19 protein-coding genes are annotated in these 16,674 nt (G+C 58.9%); 9 read left to right on the plus strand and 10 right to left on the minus strand.

Going from position 1 to position 16,674, the window contains the following annotated elements:
• Positions 1 to 4: 4 nt before the first annotated feature.
• Positions 5 to 1,108: a 3-isopropylmalate dehydrogenase gene (gene leuB, locus FIU92_RS16850; RefSeq protein WP_152459715.1), complete on the minus strand. Its 1,104-nt coding sequence runs from the start codon at positions 1,106 to 1,108 to the stop codon at positions 5 to 7.
• A gap of 91 nt (positions 1,109 to 1,199) precedes the next feature.
• Between leuB and FIU92_RS16855 the strand changes: the two genes are divergently transcribed.
• On the plus strand, positions 1,200 to 1,727 hold the full coding sequence (locus tag FIU92_RS16855; RefSeq protein WP_152459716.1) for a redoxin domain-containing protein: 528 nt from the start codon (positions 1,200 to 1,202) through the stop codon (positions 1,725 to 1,727).
• A gap of 3 nt (positions 1,728 to 1,730) precedes the next feature.
• Here FIU92_RS16855 and FIU92_RS16860 read toward each other — a convergent pair whose 3' ends face one another.
• Positions 1,731 to 2,624: a LysR family transcriptional regulator gene (locus FIU92_RS16860; protein WP_152459717.1), complete on the minus strand. Its 894-nt coding sequence runs from the start codon at positions 2,622 to 2,624 to the stop codon at positions 1,731 to 1,733.
• Positions 2,625 to 2,708: 84 nt separating this feature from the next.
• Between FIU92_RS16860 and FIU92_RS16865 the strand changes: the two genes are divergently transcribed.
• Positions 2,709 to 3,617: an epimerase gene (locus tag FIU92_RS16865; RefSeq protein ID WP_152459718.1), complete on the plus strand. Its 909-nt coding sequence runs from the start codon at positions 2,709 to 2,711 to the stop codon at positions 3,615 to 3,617.
• Here the strand turns inward: FIU92_RS16865 and FIU92_RS16870 are convergent.
• From FIU92_RS16870 to FIU92_RS16895, 6 genes are all read right to left on the minus strand, one after another.
• Positions 3,609 to 4,637: an endonuclease/exonuclease/phosphatase family protein gene (locus FIU92_RS16870; RefSeq protein WP_152459719.1), complete on the minus strand. Its 1,029-nt coding sequence runs from the start codon at positions 4,635 to 4,637 to the stop codon at positions 3,609 to 3,611. The two genes, FIU92_RS16865 and FIU92_RS16870, sit on opposite strands and share 9 nt — an antisense overlap.
• Complete coding sequence (locus FIU92_RS16875; RefSeq protein ID WP_152459720.1) at positions 4,634 to 5,464, minus strand: hypothetical protein; 831 nt, start codon at positions 5,462 to 5,464, stop codon at positions 4,634 to 4,636. The genes FIU92_RS16870 and FIU92_RS16875 overlap by 4 nt, the downstream gene beginning before the upstream one ends.
• Positions 5,465 to 5,796: 332 nt before the next feature.
• Positions 5,797 to 6,402, minus strand: a complete 606-nt coding sequence (gene leuD, locus FIU92_RS16880) for a 3-isopropylmalate dehydratase small subunit (RefSeq protein ID WP_152459721.1) — start codon at positions 6,400 to 6,402, stop codon at positions 5,797 to 5,799.
• Positions 6,403 to 6,444: 42 nt separating this feature from the next.
• Complete coding sequence (locus tag FIU92_RS16885; protein WP_152459722.1) at positions 6,445 to 6,999, minus strand: HdeD family acid-resistance protein; 555 nt, start codon at positions 6,997 to 6,999, stop codon at positions 6,445 to 6,447.
• 37 nt (positions 7,000 to 7,036) lie between these two features.
• Complete coding sequence (gene leuC, locus FIU92_RS16890; protein WP_152459723.1) at positions 7,037 to 8,440, minus strand: 3-isopropylmalate dehydratase large subunit; 1,404 nt, start codon at positions 8,438 to 8,440, stop codon at positions 7,037 to 7,039.
• Positions 8,441 to 8,483: 43 nt separating this feature from the next.
• Complete coding sequence (locus tag FIU92_RS16895) at positions 8,484 to 8,591, minus strand: hypothetical protein (protein ID WP_010438763.1); 108 nt, start codon at positions 8,589 to 8,591, stop codon at positions 8,484 to 8,486.
• Positions 8,592 to 8,694: 103 nt separating this feature from the next.
• Between FIU92_RS16895 and FIU92_RS16900 the strand changes: the two genes are divergently transcribed.
• From FIU92_RS16900 to FIU92_RS16915, 4 genes are all read left to right on the plus strand, one after another.
• Positions 8,695 to 10,047: a mechanosensitive ion channel family protein gene (locus FIU92_RS16900; RefSeq protein ID WP_152459724.1), complete on the plus strand. Its 1,353-nt coding sequence runs from the start codon at positions 8,695 to 8,697 to the stop codon at positions 10,045 to 10,047.
• A 164-nt stretch (positions 10,048 to 10,211) separates the two neighbouring features.
• Positions 10,212 to 10,571: a ribosome silencing factor gene (rsfS, locus tag FIU92_RS16905; RefSeq protein ID WP_058276550.1), complete on the plus strand. Its 360-nt coding sequence runs from the start codon at positions 10,212 to 10,214 to the stop codon at positions 10,569 to 10,571.
• A 44-nt stretch (positions 10,572 to 10,615) separates the two neighbouring features.
• Positions 10,616 to 11,086: a 23S rRNA (pseudouridine(1915)-N(3))-methyltransferase RlmH gene (rlmH, locus tag FIU92_RS16910; protein WP_152459725.1), complete on the plus strand. Its 471-nt coding sequence runs from the start codon at positions 10,616 to 10,618 to the stop codon at positions 11,084 to 11,086.
• Between the two features lies 1 nt (position 11,087).
• Positions 11,088 to 11,573: a flavodoxin family protein gene (locus FIU92_RS16915; RefSeq protein ID WP_152459726.1), complete on the plus strand. Its 486-nt coding sequence runs from the start codon at positions 11,088 to 11,090 to the stop codon at positions 11,571 to 11,573.
• Between the two features lie 3 nt (positions 11,574 to 11,576).
• On the opposite strand, the gene FIU92_RS16920 is transcribed toward FIU92_RS16915, so the two are convergent.
• Both FIU92_RS16920 and FIU92_RS16925 read right to left on the minus strand, forming a co-directional pair.
• Positions 11,577 to 11,954, minus strand: a complete 378-nt coding sequence (locus FIU92_RS16920; RefSeq protein WP_254705324.1) for a hypothetical protein — start codon at positions 11,952 to 11,954, stop codon at positions 11,577 to 11,579.
• 5 nt (positions 11,955 to 11,959) lie between these two features.
• Positions 11,960 to 12,670 (minus strand): DUF599 domain-containing protein, encoded by a 711-nt coding sequence (locus FIU92_RS16925; protein WP_152459727.1) that lies wholly within the window; start codon positions 12,668 to 12,670, stop codon positions 11,960 to 11,962.
• A 79-nt stretch (positions 12,671 to 12,749) separates the two neighbouring features.
• Here FIU92_RS16925 and FIU92_RS16930 point away from each other — a divergent pair, with 79 nt between their 5' ends.
• Genes FIU92_RS16930 through glcF form a run of 3 tightly spaced genes read left to right on the plus strand, consistent with a single transcriptional unit; the run spans position 12,750 to position 16,641 of the window.
• Positions 12,750 to 14,198 (plus strand): FAD-linked oxidase C-terminal domain-containing protein, encoded by a 1,449-nt coding sequence (locus FIU92_RS16930; RefSeq protein ID WP_152459728.1) that lies wholly within the window; start codon positions 12,750 to 12,752, stop codon positions 14,196 to 14,198.
• A gap of 24 nt (positions 14,199 to 14,222) precedes the next feature.
• A complete protein-coding gene (locus tag FIU92_RS16935) occupies positions 14,223 to 15,323 on the plus strand; it encodes an FAD-binding protein (protein WP_152459729.1) in 1,101 nt (366 codons plus the stop codon).
• A gap of 4 nt (positions 15,324 to 15,327) precedes the next feature.
• Positions 15,328 to 16,641: a glycolate oxidase subunit GlcF gene (gene glcF, locus FIU92_RS16940; RefSeq protein ID WP_152459730.1), complete on the plus strand. Its 1,314-nt coding sequence runs from the start codon at positions 15,328 to 15,330 to the stop codon at positions 16,639 to 16,641.
• The last annotated feature ends 33 nt before the right edge of the window (positions 16,642 to 16,674 follow it).

The raw sequence follows: 16,674 nt of genomic DNA on the forward strand, positions 1-16,674 counted from the left end.
TTGCTTAGACGCTTGCGTCCAATGCAGATAGGATCGCGTCGCCCATTTCGCTGGTCGAGACGGGCTGAACGCCCTCATCCGCAAGCAGGTCGCCGGTGCGAACGCCGTCGGCCAGAACCTTCTCGATCGCAGCTTCCAGCCGATCGGCTTCCTCACCCTGATCAAAGCTGTAGCGCAGAGCCATCGCAAAGCTGAGAATGCAGGCGATCGGGTTGGCTTTGCCCTGACCCGCGATATCGGGGGCGGATCCGTGTACGGGCTCGTACATCGCCTTGGGGCGTCCATTGGCCATCGGCGCGCCCAGCGATGCCGACGGCAGCATACCCAGAGACCCGGTCAGCATCGCGGCGCAGTCGGACAGGATGTCACCGAACAGGTTGTCGGTCAGGATCACGTCGAACTGTTTCGGCGCGCGCACCAGCTGCATGGCACCGTTGTCGGCATACATATGGCTCAGCTCAACTTCGGGGTAGTCAGCGGCAACACGGTTGACCACTTCGCGCCACAGGATACCCGATTCCATCACGTTGGCTTTTTCCATCGAGCACAGCTTTTTGTTCCGGCGCATCGCCAGTTCAAAGGCCGAGCGTGCGGCGCGTTCAATCTCGGATTCGGTGTAACGCTGGGTGTTAATGCCGACGCGTTCATTGCCTTCCTCGAAGATGCCGCGCGGTTCACCGAAGTAGACGCCCGAGGTCAGTTCGCGCACGATCATGATATCCAGACCGGCAACGATGTCTTTCTTCAGCGACGAGAAGTCAGCCAGCGCGTCAAAGCACTGGGCCGGGCGCAGGTTCGAATACAGGTCCATTTCCTTGCGCAGGCGCAGCAGGCCGCGCTCGGGCTTCAGGCTGAAATCCAGATCGTCGTATTTCGGACCGCCGACAGCGCCCAGCAGAACCGCGTCGACCTCTTGCGCCTTGGCCATCGTCTCATCGGACAGAGGCTTGCCGTGGGCGTCATAGGCGGCACCGCCGACCAGATCCTCGCTCACGTCAAATTGAAGACCGCGATTGGCGCCGAACCAATCGATGATTCTGCGCACTTCGGCCATGACTTCCGGGCCAATTCCGTCTCCGGGCAGGATAAGGAGCGAAGGGTTGGACATGAAGGGTCTCCTTGCGTTTTGTTGCACAGGGCCTAGCGTCTGCGTTGCATCGGGTCAATGAGACGAACCTGCCAAAACAGAAGGAAAACACATGCTGACTCCTGGAAATCCGGTTCCTGCGCTGAAAATCGAAACTGTTGCCCATGGCAGCTTCGATCTTGACGCGGACAAGGGCGAAAACGGGACGCTGGTGATTCAATATCGCGGGCTGCATTGCCCGATCTGCATCAAGCAGATGGCCGAGGTCGAAGCGGCGCTGGATGACTTCGCGGCGCTGGGCGTCGAGGTTATCATGATCACCACCGATACAGCCGAGCGCGCAGCGGAAGCCGCCGAAAAAGCCGGAGCGTCGCGCCTGCGTGTGGGCCACAGCCTTCCCCTGTCCGCTGCGCGGGATGATTGGGGTCTTAACATCTCGACCAAGCGCGAAGGCAGCGCCGAACCGGATCTGTTCGCAGAGCCGGGGCATTTCTACATCACACCCGACCGCACGCTGTACTATGCGTGGCAACAGACCACGCCTTTCGGTCGCCCGTCCATGTCGGATATTGCGGGTGGTTTGAAATTCACATTGGGCAACAACTATCCCGCGCGTGGAACTTATACCGGTCCGCTTTGACCCTCAAAGAGCGGCTTTGAGCCCTTCTGCCAACAAATCCCAGACCCTGCGGATGCGCGGGGTCTGGCGCATGGCCTGAGGTGCGGCCAGCCACACGGGTAGAATCGGGATGTCTACATCCAGCGGCAGGATTTCCACGTCGGGGTCGGCTTGGGCAACCTGTACCTGGCTGAAGCCTATGCCACAGCCCGCCCGGATCAGTTCCCAATAGGCGCTTTGCAGGTCACAGCGGGTGGCAAAACTGTCGCGGCTGGCTGGCCATCCCTTTTCACGCATGGCTTTGATGATCTCCTGGTTCGCGTCAAACCCCACCAGATCATGCGTAAACAGTTCTTCGGGTGTCTTGGGGCGCCCCTTCCGGTCCAGATAGGACTTTGCCGCACAAAAGCACAGCGGCACATCCCCGAGATAGCGGGAAATGAGATCCACCTGCGCAGGACGATACATCCGCACGGCGATATCCGCCTCGCGATAAAGCAGATTCTCGGTGGTGTCAGTGGCCACCAGTTCAAGCTGGATCGTGGGCTCCTGCTTGCGGATGGACGCCAGTATCGGTGGCAGCAGGTGATGCGAGGCAAAGACGGATGCGGTGATGCGCACCGAACCTTCAAGCTGTTGCGATTGCCCAGCAGCGGCAAGACTGAACGCGGTCATGGCGCTGTGCATCTGCTGGGCCATCGGCAAAAGCTGTGAACCCGCTTCGCTGAGCTTCAGACCACGCGCGTGGCGATCGAAAAGAGAGACACCCAGCTCGTCCTCGAGGTTTTGGACCTGCCGCCCTAAAGTGGGTTGGCTGCGATTTAGATGCCGTGCGGCGGCGGACAGCGATCCCGTCTCGGCCACGGCCAGAAAGCATTGGATCAGAGACCAATCTGCATGTGTCAGAGCTTTGTCCATTCAGAAATGAATACACGTTCTGCGAATTGCGGCAATTCCTTGCGCGAAGTGAATGGCTAGATTGATCTCAGTCAGGAGGCAAACATGGCACAATCTGCACTGGTACTGGGCGCAACAGGTCGTTTTGGACGCAACGCAGCCCTGGCGTTCAGGCGCGCGGGCTGGGACGTGACAGAATTTGACCGCAGGTCTGATTCGCTGTCACAGGCGGCGCGCGGCGTGGACGTCATCGTGAACGGATGGAACCCGCCCTATCCCGATTGGGCACGCGATGTGCCGGTGCTGACCAAACGAGTGATAGATGCGGCCTCAGATACGGGGGCGACCGTGATCGTGCCGGGCAATGTCTACGTATTTGGTGAAAATACGCCGGGTCCATGGTTGGGCGGGACTCCGCATCAGGCCACCAACCCTCTGGGCCGGGTTCGGATCGAGATGGAAGAGGCCTATCGCGCGTCAACCGTGCACACCATCCTTTTGCGCGCCGGGGATTTCATCGACACCAATGCATCCGGAAACTGGTTCGATCAGGTCATGATCAAACGTCTTTCGCGCGGTCAGTTCGTTTACCCCGGTGATCCGGACGCACCGCACGCTTGGGCCTTTCTGCCTGATCTGGCCCGCGCCGCCGTCGCGCTGGCAGAGATGCGGCAAGACCTTCCGCGTTTTTGCGATGTTCCCTTTGAAGGGTATACTTTGACCGGGACGCAGATTGCTCAATCCCTTTCACAAGTCACCGGCCGGCCGGTTGCAGTGCGGCGCATGAAATGGTGGCCACTGCAATTGGCCCGCCCGTTCTGGCGCATGGCCCCTCATTTGATCGAGATGCGGTACCTCTGGCACGTGCCGCATCAATTGGATGGCGGCTATATGAAAGAATTGCTGGCCTCGTTTTCTAAAACGAAGCTAGAGGATGCCTTGCGTTCCGCCATTCCGTCCCAACGTGCCGCTTCGTCGCCAACAACCGGGAACAGGGGCGAGGTTCTAGGGTAGGGTTATGTCAACCCAGACCAGTCGATGCCTGCTGGCGCGTCGGGCACTGTCGTACAGCGTGTCACCTTCCACGGGCCAGACAATGCCGGTTTCCAAGATCTGCAGATCACTGGACGGCAACACATAGTCAACGCGCATTTCCCCGGTGGCTTTCCATTCGACCGTTGCTGATGACCCCGATGGATCCTTTGGTATCGGGTCCTGCACCTTGGGATCGGTCAAAAGCGCGCGAATGGCCTGTTTGTGGCCTTCTCCGCGGCTCGGGTCGAGATTGGCGTCCGCGGCTATCACGAAGGGGCCTTGAGGAACTGGCCCCAGACCGCCATTCAGAAAAACCGACCACAGGCGAATCTCATCCCTGTTGCGCAGACCGTTGCGATCCTCGGGTCCGTCAAAAACCGGTGGGGCAGCGTGAAAGGTCATCAGGCTGAATCGCCCCTGCGGGGTTTCGATCGGAAGCACCCAATGCACGGTCGAGGACAGGCGCTGAATGTCGTGCGCAGCTTGAGACGGGAAGGGGAGCCCATCCTTGCGTGGCAAAGCAGCCCCAGGCAGGTCTTTCCACCGCAGATCGGTGTAATCCTGAACGTCATCGGTCATGATTTCGAAACGGGACAACACCGCCACCCCTCCGTGGCCGGTGAACTTCCCCCAGCCCTGCGCGTCTCCGGGGCCTTGCGTTTTGCCATCACCGTCCAGATCCAGCGGCGTTTCCAGCCCAGCATTTGGTTGGGCGGAAAAGTGATAGGGGAAATCCAGGCCTGCCTCGCGCAGTTTCTCGGACAGGGCGCTCAGGGCTGCGCCTTCGAGATCCCAGTCGATGCCTTGCAGGGCAATGACATCAGGTCGCGCAGCGGCAATGACCTCGACAACGGCTTCAACCTGCGCATCATCCCGCTGGATGTCGCGCAGCAGCAGGCCGGGGCCGTTTCTGCTGAGTTCAGTGTTGTAGGTGGAGATGCGATAAACCTCTGCCTGCACCGATAAAGGCAGCAGCAGCAGAACAAGGGCACGGATCATGCGGCTTGCGTTGTCTCGCTTGTCGAATAGGCACGGCGCTTTTCCACGATCAGACCCGCGATGCGAAGCGTCGCCATGCCGCGCATGATCATGCTGGCGGGCAGGAAGGCCCAGGCGCACATTGTCCAGATCAACGTTTGCGGATTGCTCAGCGAGATCGGGGCGACGACGCTGCTCATGAGCTTGATTACAGCCGGAATGAGGAAGGGAAGCAGAACGCCAATGCAGATATTCAGGCGGCCATCGCGTTGCAGACGGGTAACGACATCGCCGCCCTTGGTCGGATCAAACAACGGTAGATTGGTCCACACGTTGAAGGCGCCATTGCCCGTGGGCCAGCCACGCACTTTGACCGCATAGGCAAAGCTGGCGACGGTGACCAAGGCGGCCACATAGGCCACACTGGCTGCGATCCGAACCAATTCGATCAACGGCTGGCCCGCATCCAAGGGCAGCATCAGCACGATCAACCGAACCGGGGAATAGGGAAAGTCCGCGACATTCGCGACGGCCAGACCCGCGGTGTAGGCGAACGCGGTCAGCTCAGTCGGCTCATAGGCGTTTTTGCAAACCAGGGTCAGAAAGGTGACCATCGACATCAGCCCGACAAACCGCAGACGGTTCACCGGCGGCGCATCGCGAAATTCAATAAAGCTGGGAAAGGCGGAATTGTACTCGGCGAATGTCAGGATGAACGCGAGAATCGCGAGGAAGACCAGAATCTCGGTCCCGTTCGTCGATGATACAGGCAGGTACAACGCGGGTGTCAGCACCATCAGTGCCACAAGTATTCCGCGTATCGCCGCCCCTGTTGTGCGCGCAATCACTATCCGAACCCTTTTTCAAACCGGATAAGTCGATCTTCGCCGACTTACATTCCAACTTGTGCCCATCGTCTCGAGTTTTTGACGGATGCCTCTTTAGCGCCAACATGGACGATAAGCGGCATTTCGCTCAAGACAGGGTGCAGAAAACACGTGATTTCGGGCAAAATGATGGCGCAACTGGTGCGGGATTGCATCATTTTCGACGCAAATCCGACGTGTATCTCAATGTGAGACCAAGATGTTGTGGTTCTGGTAAAATCAACCCCAAGAATGAGAACGGGGCCGCCTTGGCGACCCCGTTAGGTTGAGTATCCAAAGAATCGGCTCGGGCCTTACACCCAGGGGCGGGCCTGACTTGCGTGATCCTCGAATTTGTCGATGTGGTGGTCTTTTTCCATGGTCAGACCGATATCGTCCAGACCGTTCAGCAGGCAGTGCTTGCGGTGCGGATCGATGTCGAATTCGATCACGACCCCATCCGAAGTGGTGATCTGCTGATCTTCCAGGTGCACGGTCATGCGGGCGTTCTCACCCTTATGTGCGTCTTCCATCAGGATCGCGTGGTGTTCTTCTTCGACCACGATCGGCAGGATGCCGTTCTTGAAGCAGTTGTTGAAAAAGATGTCGGCAAAGCTGGTCGAGATCACGACCTTGATGCCGAAATCCTTGATCGCCCAGGGTGCGTGTTCGCGCGACGAGCCGCAGCCGAAATTGTCGCCGGCGACCAGAATTTCGGCCTCGCGATAGGCGGGCTTGTTCAGGACGAACTCTTGGTTCTCGCGCCCGTCATCATGATAGCGCATTTCATCAAACAGCACGACGCCAAGGCCGGACCGTTTGATGGTTTTCAGATGCACTTTGGGAATGATCATATCGGTGTCGATATTGATCAGTGGCATCGGGGCGGCCACCCCGTGGACTTTTTCAAACTTTTCCATGTCTGCACTCCTGCAGGAGAGGGCCGCGCCCGTATCCCGCGATTAAGCTTCTTTCGCTTCTGTTGTTTCGTCCTTGGGTGCGTTCTTGACGAAGAACGCCATGAACACCAATCCGAACCCGTTGAACAGCATCTCGATGCCCAGCAGGATACCCAGAAGGCTCAGCAAAGCGGCGGGTTCGCTGCTTGCATAAGACCAGATGATACCTGCGAGGATGATCGACAAGATGCCCGAGATCATCGTGGGCCAGAAAAACTGTGTTCCTTTCATCTGGAACGACAGAATGACCCGCGCGATGCCGCCTGCCATGAACAGGATCAGCATCACGGTTGCCAGCGTCAGTGTTCCCTGTAGCGGGTGATCCAGAAAGGACCAGCCCAGGAACAGCATGACCGCACCCATGATGAGTGACAGAATCTTGTTGCCTGTGCCTTCGACGGTGAAACCGCCGACCACCTGCATCGCGCCCGCAATCAGCAGCAGCGCACCGGTTACGACCGTTACGGCAAGCGAAGCCGCAATCGCATTGCCCAGCGCAAAGACGCCGAACGCAATTGATAGAAGCCCCAGCAGGAGCCATTTGACCCAGTCACTCATTTGTTCAATCCCTCAAATATCTAGATATGAGGGCACCTTACATCAATTCACGGACGTCTGTCAGCCGTCCCGTGATTGCCGCTGCGGCAGCCATTGCCGGGCTCAGCAGATGTGTGCGCCCGCCCCGGCCCTGACGGCCTTCGAAGTTGCGGTTCGAGGTCGCGGCACAGCGTTCGCCCGGTTGCAACTGGTCGGGGTTCATCGCCAGGCACATCGAACAGCCTGCCAGACGCCATTCGAACCCGGCCTCTTTGAAGATGTCGGCCAGGCCTTCTTCTTCGGCCTGGGCGCGGACCAGCCCCGAACCAGGCACGACCATGGCGCGCATCCCGTCCTTGATCTTCTTGCCTTTCAGGATTTCGGCCGCGGCACGCAGGTCTTCAATACGTCCGTTGGTGCAGGACCCGATAAAGACGGTGTCAATCTCGACATCGCTCAGCTTCTGACCGGCTTTCAGACCCATATACTCGATTGACCGGCGGGCCGCCTCGACCTTGCCGCCTTCGAAATCCTCGGGGTGCGGCACGGTTGCAGTGATCGGCAGAACATCCTCGGGGCTGGTGCCCCAGGTGACGACAGGCGCGATGTCTTCGCCACGAATCGTGACAACCTTGTCGAAATGCGCGCCTTCGTCGGTGTAGAGTGTTTTCCACCAATTCATCGCGGCTTCCCACTGCGCACCTTTCGGCGCATGCGGACGGCCTTTGACATATTCGAACGTGGTTTCATCCGGTGCGATCAGCCCTGCGCGTGCGCCGCCTTCGATGGCCATGTTGCAGACGGTCATGCGGCCTTCCATCGACAGGTTGCGGATGGCTTCACCGCAATACTCGATGACATAGCCGGTGCCGCCGGCGGTGCCGGTTTCGCCGATCACGGCCAGGGTGATGTCCTTGGCGGTCACGCCCGGCTGCAATTTGCCGGTGATTTCCACCTTCATGTTCTTGGATTTCTTCTGGATCAGGGTCTGCGTGGCCAGAACGTGTTCGACCTCGGACGTACCGATGCCATGGGCCAATGCGCCGAATGCGCCATGGGTGGCGGTATGGCTGTCGCCGCAGACGACGGTCATGCCCGGCAGGGTCCAGCCTTGTTCGGGGCCGACGATGTGCACGATGCCCTGACGTACGTCATTCACCGGGTAGTAGTGAATGCCGAAATCCCGGGCGTTCTTGTCCAGCGCTTCGACCTGAATGCGCGATTCCGGGTTTTCAATACCGTTCACCCGGTCCGGTGTGGTCGGAACGTTGTGGTCCGGCACGGCAATGGTCTTTTCTGGCGCGCGCACCTTGCGGCCAGCCATGCGCAGGCCTTCGAACGCCTGCGGGCTGGTGACCTCGTGGACCAGATGGCGGTCGATATACAGCAGGCAGGTGCCATCATCGGCTTCGTGCGCGACATGGGCATCCCAGATCTTGTCATAGAGTGTTTTGGGGGACATGTGTCCTCTCCCGTATGTAATGAGAAATAGCTGGCGAGTTGGCTCAGGCGACGGGTAGGCGCGCCAGGACCGTGCGGGCAGCCCCAAAGAACCGTTCGCGCAGACGCGCGCGGTCTTCCAGATTCTGTTCTTGGGCCACATTGAGTCTCATGCGGTTCAGATATACCGCGCCTTTGCTGCAATCAAGGTTCAAAACCGGTGTCAGACTTGCATCGCCTAGCATTGCTGTCCAAGCTGCCGTGCAGGAGGCGCGTATGAACCAAGACCTGATCCCCAGCTCGCTGACAGACCTTTACAACAACATGGTCGCGGGGTTCTCTTCCGAGCTTCAAGAACTGGTCGAGTTGGTGGTTACGCCGGGCTGGCGGCAGTATCAGTTGGTCATCATCCTTTTCCTTTGGGCGCTGGCTTTCCTTCTGAAAGTCTTGACACAGCCACGATGGGATGCCTGGACGCGTGCCCGCACCGGATGGCCGAAATGGCGGCTTCGCACCATGGTACAGCTGATGCAGCGACTGACGCTGGTCTATTTCGTGCTGCTGTCCTGGCTCTTGTATCAGGTTATGCAGCATGTCACCTGGCCGTCGCGCAGTTATCTCATTGGGATCATTGCAACCCTGGCAACTGCGTGGCTGGCGATTGCACTGGTCGCGAGGCTTGTCCGCAACCGGACGCTGCGACGGATATTCAAGTGGGCAATGTGGGTCTATGCAACGCTTGTTGCGTTGAATCTGACGGATGACGTGGCCGAATTCCTTGATGGGGTCGCGATTTCCGTCGGTGACCTGCATATTTCGGTGCTGGGCATTCTCAAGGCCATCCTGCTGATCGGAGTCCTGTTGACGCTGGCCCGCATCGGCACCCGCGCGGCCGAGCGTGGATTGCAGAGCAATGACGACATCACTCCGTCCATGCAGGTGTTGTTGGCCAAGGGAATTCAGGTGCTGCTGTATGGCGCGGTCTTTCTGGCTGCGATCCGCACGCTGGGCTTCGATCTGACCGGCATTGCGCTGTTGTCGGGCGCGATCGGCGTGGGCATCGGGTTCGGCCTGCAAAAAGTGGTTTCGAACCTCATATCGGGGATCATTATCCTGATGGATCGGTCGATCAAGCCAGGCGATGTGATCTCGCTGGGCGATACGTTCGGTTGGATCAATGCGCTGGGCGCACGCTATGTCTCGGTTGTCACGCGGGACGGGCGGGAATACCTGATCCCGAACGAGGACCTGATTACCAACCAGGTGGTGAACTGGTCGCATTCCGACAAATTCGTGCGGTTGGATCTGGATTTCGGCACCAGCTATGAGGATGACCCCCACAAAGTGCGCGCAACGGCGATCCGGGCTGTGAAGGCGGTGACCCGCGTGCTGAGTGGCGGAAAACATGAACCGGTTTGCCATATCACCGGTTTTGGCGACAGCAGCGTGGATTACGTGCTGCGGTTCTGGATCAGCGATCCGACCAAGGGGCTGACCAACATTCGGGGCAATGTTTACCTCGCCCTCTGGGACGCCTTCAAGGCCGAGGGGATATCGATTCCCTTCCCTCAGCGCGAGGTTCGGTTGCTGTCGGACGGCGCAGACTCGCAACAGATCGCCAAAGAGTGAGCGCCTGTGCGGCCCCTAAAGCGCCCGTTCATTGAAATGTTGCATTCCCCTTGTTACCTTATTAGTACCCCGGCGCCGGGGTTTCACGGCGCGCAGCAAAGGAGGACTATGTCCTGTCACTACATACACAGGCGGGTTTGCCCGCCGAAGACGGGGCCGGTGTAATGGCCCACTCTCAGTCAATCAGCGACAAGCTGCTTGAGCGTATCCTTTCCTCACTTTCCGATGACAAGGCCGAAGACGTCGTGCAGATCAACCTGCAAGGCAAGTCGTCTGTCGCGGATCACATGGTCATTGCTTCGGGTCGGTCGACCCGTCAGGTCTCGGCCATGGCGGAAAAGCTGACGGATCGCATCAAGCAGGAATTCGGTTTCACCTCGAAGGTCGAAGGCAAGGATGCCGGCGATTGGGTGCTGATCGATACGGGCGACGTGATCGTCCATATCTTCCGCCCCGAAGTGCGCGAATTCTACCAGCTGGAAAAGATGTGGCTGCCTCAGGGCGGCAGCGCCTCGGCGAACTGAGGCGCCATCCCGGCCCGTATTGAGGGGCCGGAGGCGAGAGAGATATGCGTATCAGCATAGTTGCGGTCGGGCGATTGCGCGCCGGACCGGAGAAGTCCCTGCTTGATGATTACCTGACCCGCTTTGATCGGACCGGCCGTGGCCTGGGCCTTGGTCCCGCGCGGGTGATCGAGGTTGATGACAAGAAAAACGCAGGCATGGGGGCCGAAGCCGCGTTGCTGCGCAAGGCGCTGCCCAAGGGCGCGGTGATCTGTACGCTGGACGAACGCGGGCGCGTGATGTCTTCGCCCGATTTTGCCAAGAAACTGGGTAGTTGGCGCGATGCGGGGCGGCAGGATCTGGCGCTGATCATCGGCGGAGCGGACGGAATAGACCCTGCTTTGCGGGCCGAAGCCGACTTTTCCCTCTCGTTCGGGTCGATGGTCTGGCCTCATATGCTGGTCCGTGTGATGCTGGCTGAGCAACTGTATCGGGCCGCGACCATTCTGTCAGGTGGCCCCTATCACCGGGTCTGACATGGCGCAGCTTCTGATCGTTTACCATTCGCGCACAGGTGGTGCCCGGCAGATGGCCGAAGCGGCGGCTGAATCGGCACGGGCAGAGACCGAGGTTGAGCTTGTGCCTGCGGATCAGGCGGGGCCGGAGGATGTGCTGGCCGCCGACGGCTACATCTTCTGCGCGCCAGAGAATCTGGCGGCGATCTCTGGCTTGATGAAGGAATTCTTCGACCGCTGCTATTACCCGGTTCTTGGACAGATCGAAGGTCGCCCATATGCGCAGATGATTTGCGCCGGGTCGGACGGAGAGAATGCAGCCCGCCAGATCGCACGGATCGCCACTGGCTGGCGGTTGAAAGAGGTCCAGTCGCCGCTGATTGTCTGCACGCACGCGCAAACGCCCGAGGCCATTCTGGCCCGAAAAACCATTCCGGAAGATCAGCTGGATCGGTGTCGTGAGATCGGCGCCGCGTTGGGTGCGGGCCTGACCATGGGGATTTTCTGAAGGTCAGTTCAGTTCGACCAACGTCGTGTCTTCGTTCCAGCCATCCACATTGCACCGGGCCTGAATCTGCACCTGTGAAACGTTTTCCGGAATCACCACGCCACCAAGCGAGCGGGTAAAAGGTTGTTCTGTCTCATGCGGGTGGTGCAGCACACGCATTCCCAGTTCATTCCCGTCCATGTCCAGAACGCGCCAGCCGTCGGCGTAATGATCCCAGCCTGTATCGGGATGCCGGATTGTCACGTCGAACCGCCACGTGTCACCGGTGGCACTGGCGCGGACCTGCTCGACTGTCGGCGGGTCGGCAAGGGCAGGGGCAGCCAGAAGGGCACTGAGAATCACATATCGCATGGATCGAACGTACGGTGTAACGCGGCGCATGGGGATCACGTCTCTGTGTTTGAGGTTTGGGCCATGAGGATCGCGCGGGAATGCGATGCAAACTCGCGGCGATACAGGACACCGAATGTGATCATCGTGCCCAACACCAATGCCATCGGTCCAAGAAACCACGCCAGCGAAGCAAGGGCGAAATAGGTGGCGCGAAGACCGCGGTTGAAGCTTCGGGCGGCGGTCACGCAGATCTCGGCCGCCTGACCGGCCCGAGGATAGGCGTTTGGGTCTTCAGGATCGTTTGGAACCGAGGCCATCAAAACGGCGCAATACCCAAAAAGGCGATGTGCCCAGACGTATTTCAAAAAAGCATTGGCCAGCAGCAGGACAACCACAAGTATCTTGATTTCCCAGACCATCGCCGGTGCGCTGCCGATGGCAAGATCCGTCGCCACCCCGGCCAATCGTTCGGTATTGCCCAACAGGGCCAGACCACCCCCGATGGCAATCATCGTGGTCGAGGCGAAAAAGGTGCTGCCTTGCCGCATGGCAGCCACGACCTGCGCATCGAACATCCGTGGCTGACGCGTCACCATCTCGTGCATCCAGTCGCGGCGGTAGCCATCCATCACAAGGGCGACGGACGGCTTCTGTGGTGACGGGTGTTCGATCTTCCATCCGATCCACAGCCACGCACCCAGCAATATTGCAATGGCAGCATAATCCAGAGGGGAAAATAGGGCGGCACGTTCGATCCAGGTCATGGCGCGACAGTACGACCGGACATCGGAACTTGCCAGAGTGGTAAATTGGTAATATTATTTTACCAAAGGGAGGGATGCCATGGAAATGCCAAAGCCAAGCCCGGACGTACTGAGCCGGAAAAGCGCGATCGTTTCGCGGCTGTCGCGGGTTTTGCCGGATACGGCAATTATCCATGATCCGGCTGAAACCCGAGCCTATGAGTGCGATGCCCTGACGGCTTACAAATGCCCGCCGATGCTGGCCGTGCTGCCGTCGAGCACGCAGGAAGTCTCGGACGTTTTGCGCATCTGCCATGAAGAAGGCGTGCCTGTCGTGCCGCGCGGTGCGGGTACGTCGCTGGCCGGCGGGGCATTGCCAACGGCTGATTGCGTCATTCTGGGCGTCGCGCGGATGAATGAGGTGCTGGAGGTTGACTATGACAACCGTTTCATCAGGGTGCAGACGGGCCGCACCAATCTGAGCGTCACCGGCGCGGTCGAGGAGGAGGATTTCTTTTATGCGCCTGATCCTTCCTCGCAACTGGCATGCGCCATTGCCGGCAATATCGCGATGAATTCAGGTGGCGCGCATTGCCTGAAATATGGCGTGACAACGAACAACCTTATGGGCGTGACCATGGTGATGATGGATGGCAGTGTCGTCGAGATCGGCGGCGCGCATCTGGATGCGCCCGGTCTGGACCTTTTGGGCGTCATTTGCGGCTCGGAAGGTCAGTTGGGCGTGGTGACCGAAGCAACACTGCGCATTCTGCGCAAACCCGAAGGCGCGCGGCCGGTTCTGATGGGGTTCGACGACAACGAAGTCGCGGGTCAGTGTGTTTCTGACATTATCAAATCGGGCATTCTGCCGGTCGCGATCGAGTTCATGGACACGCTGTGCATTAAAGCCTGCGAAAACTTTGCGCACGCCGGCTATCCCGACTGCCATGCGCTGTTGATTGTCGAAGTGGAAGGGTCGGAAGCCGAAATTGACCATCAATTGTCGAAAATCATCGAGATCGCCAAACGCCACAACCCGGTCGAGCTGCGAGAAAGCCAGTCAGCCGAAGAAAGCGCAAAAATCTGGCTTGGTCGGAAATCCGCATTCGGCGCCATGGGGCAGTTGAACGACTACATGTGCCTTGACGGTACGATCCCGGTGTCGGCCCTGCCAACGGTGCTGCGCCGTATCGGCGAGTTGAGTGAAGAATTCGGTCTGCCTGTCGGGAACGTTTTTCACGCAGGGGATGGGAACATGCATCCGCTGATCCTTTTCGATGCCAACAAGCCGGGTGATCTGGAAAAATGCGAGGCATTCGGCGCCGAAATTCTGAAACTATGCGTGGACGAAGGCGGTTGTCTGACCGGTGAGCACGGCGTTGGCATCGAGAAGAGGGATCTCATGTCGCATCAATATGCGCCTGCCGATCTTGAAGCGCAGATGGCGGTCAAGGACGTTTTTGACCCCAAATGGCTGCTGAACCCTGCCAAGGTGTTTCCACTGAACGTTTCGGAAACCCGCCGCCACGCGCAGATTGCTGCCGAATAACAGGATCTAATAACGGATTTTGCCATGAAACCTGAATCAGAATCTGAACTGGCCGACATGGTGACCGGATTGAAAGAGCCTGTTTGCATCGTCGGTGGCGGCACGCGCGCGGTCACCGGTCCCGACGCGAATATCGAAACCGGGGCTCTGCGTGGCATTTCGCTTTACGAACCCGGAGCACTTACTCTTGTGGCCAAGGCCGGGACACCATTGGCAGAGATCCAGGCCGTGCTGGAGGCGGAAGGTCAGCAACTGGCGTTTGAGCCGATGGATCACCGCAGTTTGCTTGATACTCAAGGTGAACCAACGATCGGCGGTGTCGTCGCGGCCAATATCTCGGGCCCGCGGCGGATTCAGGTCGGTGCCTGCCGGGATTTCCTGCTGGGTGTGCGTTTCGTCGACGGGCGCGGGCAGGTGGTCAAGAATGGTGGGCGAGTTATGAAAAACGTCACCGGTTATGATCTCGTTAAATTGATGGGTGGGTCTTGGGGAACACTGGGAATTCTGACCGAAGTGTCGTTGAAGGTGCTGCCCAAGCCGGAAAGAGTGGCGACTTTGTCCGTCGCCGTTCGGGATGCCGGCAGCGCGGTGAAAATTCTTTCCGCTGCGTTGAAATCACCCTTTGAAGTGACTGGTGCCGCCTATGACCCGGCGGGTGGAAATGCCCTGCTTAGGGTTGAGGGATTTGCAGAGTCGGTGACGTACAGGATCGGTCGGTTGACCGCCTTACTGGCAGATTTTGGTGAGGTGACAGACGAGGGAGACGCCACAGCGCTTTGGACCGGGATCCGCGACGTTCACCCATTTCAGGGCAAGGACGGGGACGTCTGGCGGCTTTCGGTAAAACCGAGTGACGCGGCGGAGATTTCGGCGCGCGCCGAAGCGGATCAAACGCTGTTTGATTGGGGCGGTGGTCTTGTCTGGCTGCGGGTCCCGGCCGGCACGGATGTGCGTGGCCGGCTTGGTTCGTTTTCGGGTCATGCCACTTTGGTGCGATCCGACCACGACACGATCAGAAAACTGGGGCGATTTCATCCGGGACCCACATCAATATCGGCTCTGACAAAGGGCTTGCGTGCGAAATTTGATCCTCGCGGTTTGTTCAACCCGGGGCTGATTGGATAGGGCGATGCAGACAACATTCACGGATGAGCAATTGCAAGACCCGGCAATCCAGCGCTCGAACGAGATTCTGCGAAACTGCGTCCATTGCGGATTTTGCACGGCCACGTGTCCGACATATCAGGTGCTGGGAGACGAGCTCGACAGTCCGCGTGGGCGCATCTACCTGATCAAGGACATGCTGGAAAACGAGCGTGTGCCCGACGAAAAGACGGTCAAGCACATCGACCGCTGCCTGTCCTGTCTGGCCTGCATGACCACCTGCCCGTCAGGTGTGCATTATATGCATCTGGTCGATCACGCGCGCGAATATATCGAGGCCAACTACAAGCGCCCGCTGACGGATCGGGTGTTGCGCTGGGTTCTGGCGCAGATCCTGCCTTATCCGATGCGGTTCCGTTGGGCCCTGATCGGGGCCAGGCTGGGTCGTCCTTTCCGGTTCCTGATGCCAGATGCCCGGCTGCGCGCGATGTTGGAGATGGCGCCCAAGCATATCCCGTCTGTCAGCCGCAACGATGATCCGCAGAGTTTTGCGCCCGGCGGTGAACGAAAGATGCGAGTGGCGCTGATGACGGGCTGCGCACAAAAGGCACTGAACACCGATATCAATGACGCCACGATCCGCCTGCTGACACGGTTGGGGTGCGAGGTCGTGATCGTCGAAGGTGCCGGGTGTTGCGGAGCTTTGACCCATCACATGGGCAAGGTGCAAGACAGTCATATGGCGGCAACCGCCAATATCAGAGCCTGGAAACGGGAAATGGACGGTGATGGGTTGGATGCCATTGTCATCAATACCTCTGGCTGTGGCACCACCGTGAAAGATTATGGGCATATGTTTCGCAATGACCCGCTTGCCGAAGATGCGGCGCGTGTGTCTGCAATCGCCATGGATGTCAGTGAACTTCTGATCCAGCTGGACCTGCCGGCGGGGGAAAACCAAAACCTGACCGTCGCGTATCATGCGGCCTGTTCATTGCAGCATGGGCAGAAGATCAAATCCTATCCCAAAGATTTGCTGAAACACGCGGGTTTCACGGTTGTCGAACCCGCCGACAGTCATTTGTGCTGCGGCAGCGCGGGAACGTACAACCTGATGCAGCCGGAAATATCAGGCCAGTTGAAACAGCGAAAAGTCAGAACACTTGAGGCGAAAAAGCCTGATATCATTGCCGCCGGCAATATCGGGTGCATGATGCAGATCGGTTCTGGTACGCAACTGCCGATCGTTCATACAGTAGAGTTGCTGGACTGGGCGACCGGCGGGCCAAAGCCACCGGCCTTGCAGAGAACAGGGAACCCGGTTCCCGTCTTGCGGTGAATCATGCTGATGCCAGCGCGCATCATTTCCCAG

Origin of the sequence: Ruegeria sp. THAF33, from assembly GCF_009363615.1 — a bacterium.
Lineage (GTDB): Bacteria > Pseudomonadota > Alphaproteobacteria > Rhodobacterales > Rhodobacteraceae > Ruegeria.

What these genes read in the sequence shown, in the direction of transcription:
- leuB (WP_152459715.1), bottom strand. Translation starts at nt 1,108, where the DNA reads ATGTCCAACCCTTCGCTCCTTATCCTGCCCGGAGACGGAATTGGCCCG.
- FIU92_RS16855 (WP_152459716.1), top strand. Translation starts at nt 1,200, where the DNA reads ATGCTGACTCCTGGAAATCCGGTTCCTGCGCTGAAAATCGAAACTGTT.
- FIU92_RS16860 (WP_152459717.1), bottom strand. Translation starts at nt 2,624, where the DNA reads ATGGACAAAGCTCTGACACATGCAGATTGGTCTCTGATCCAATGCTTT.
- FIU92_RS16865 (WP_152459718.1), top strand. Translation starts at nt 2,709, where the DNA reads ATGGCACAATCTGCACTGGTACTGGGCGCAACAGGTCGTTTTGGACGC.
- FIU92_RS16870 (WP_152459719.1), bottom strand. Translation starts at nt 4,637, where the DNA reads ATGATCCGTGCCCTTGTTCTGCTGCTGCTGCCTTTATCGGTGCAGGCA.
- leuD (WP_152459721.1), bottom strand. Translation starts at nt 6,402, where the DNA reads ATGGAAAAGTTTGAAAAAGTCCACGGGGTGGCCGCCCCGATGCCACTG.
- FIU92_RS16885 (WP_152459722.1), bottom strand. Translation starts at nt 6,999, where the DNA reads ATGAGTGACTGGGTCAAATGGCTCCTGCTGGGGCTTCTATCAATTGCG.
- leuC (WP_152459723.1), bottom strand. Translation starts at nt 8,440, where the DNA reads ATGTCCCCCAAAACACTCTATGACAAGATCTGGGATGCCCATGTCGCG.
- FIU92_RS16895 (WP_010438763.1), bottom strand. Translation starts at nt 8,591, where the DNA reads ATGAGACTCAATGTGGCCCAAGAACAGAATCTGGAAGACCGCGCGCGT.
- FIU92_RS16900 (WP_152459724.1), top strand. Translation starts at nt 8,695, where the DNA reads ATGAACCAAGACCTGATCCCCAGCTCGCTGACAGACCTTTACAACAAC.
- rsfS (WP_058276550.1), top strand. Translation starts at nt 10,212, where the DNA reads ATGGCCCACTCTCAGTCAATCAGCGACAAGCTGCTTGAGCGTATCCTT.
- rlmH (WP_152459725.1), top strand. Translation starts at nt 10,616, where the DNA reads ATGCGTATCAGCATAGTTGCGGTCGGGCGATTGCGCGCCGGACCGGAG.
- FIU92_RS16915 (WP_152459726.1), top strand. Translation starts at nt 11,088, where the DNA reads ATGGCGCAGCTTCTGATCGTTTACCATTCGCGCACAGGTGGTGCCCGG.
- FIU92_RS16920 (WP_254705324.1), bottom strand. Translation starts at nt 11,954, where the DNA reads ATGCGCCGCGTTACACCGTACGTTCGATCCATGCGATATGTGATTCTC.
- FIU92_RS16925 (WP_152459727.1), bottom strand. Translation starts at nt 12,670, where the DNA reads ATGACCTGGATCGAACGTGCCGCCCTATTTTCCCCTCTGGATTATGCT.
- FIU92_RS16930 (WP_152459728.1), top strand. Translation starts at nt 12,750, where the DNA reads ATGGAAATGCCAAAGCCAAGCCCGGACGTACTGAGCCGGAAAAGCGCG.
- FIU92_RS16935 (WP_152459729.1), top strand. Translation starts at nt 14,223, where the DNA reads ATGAAACCTGAATCAGAATCTGAACTGGCCGACATGGTGACCGGATTG.
- glcF (WP_152459730.1), top strand. Translation starts at nt 15,328, where the DNA reads ATGCAGACAACATTCACGGATGAGCAATTGCAAGACCCGGCAATCCAG.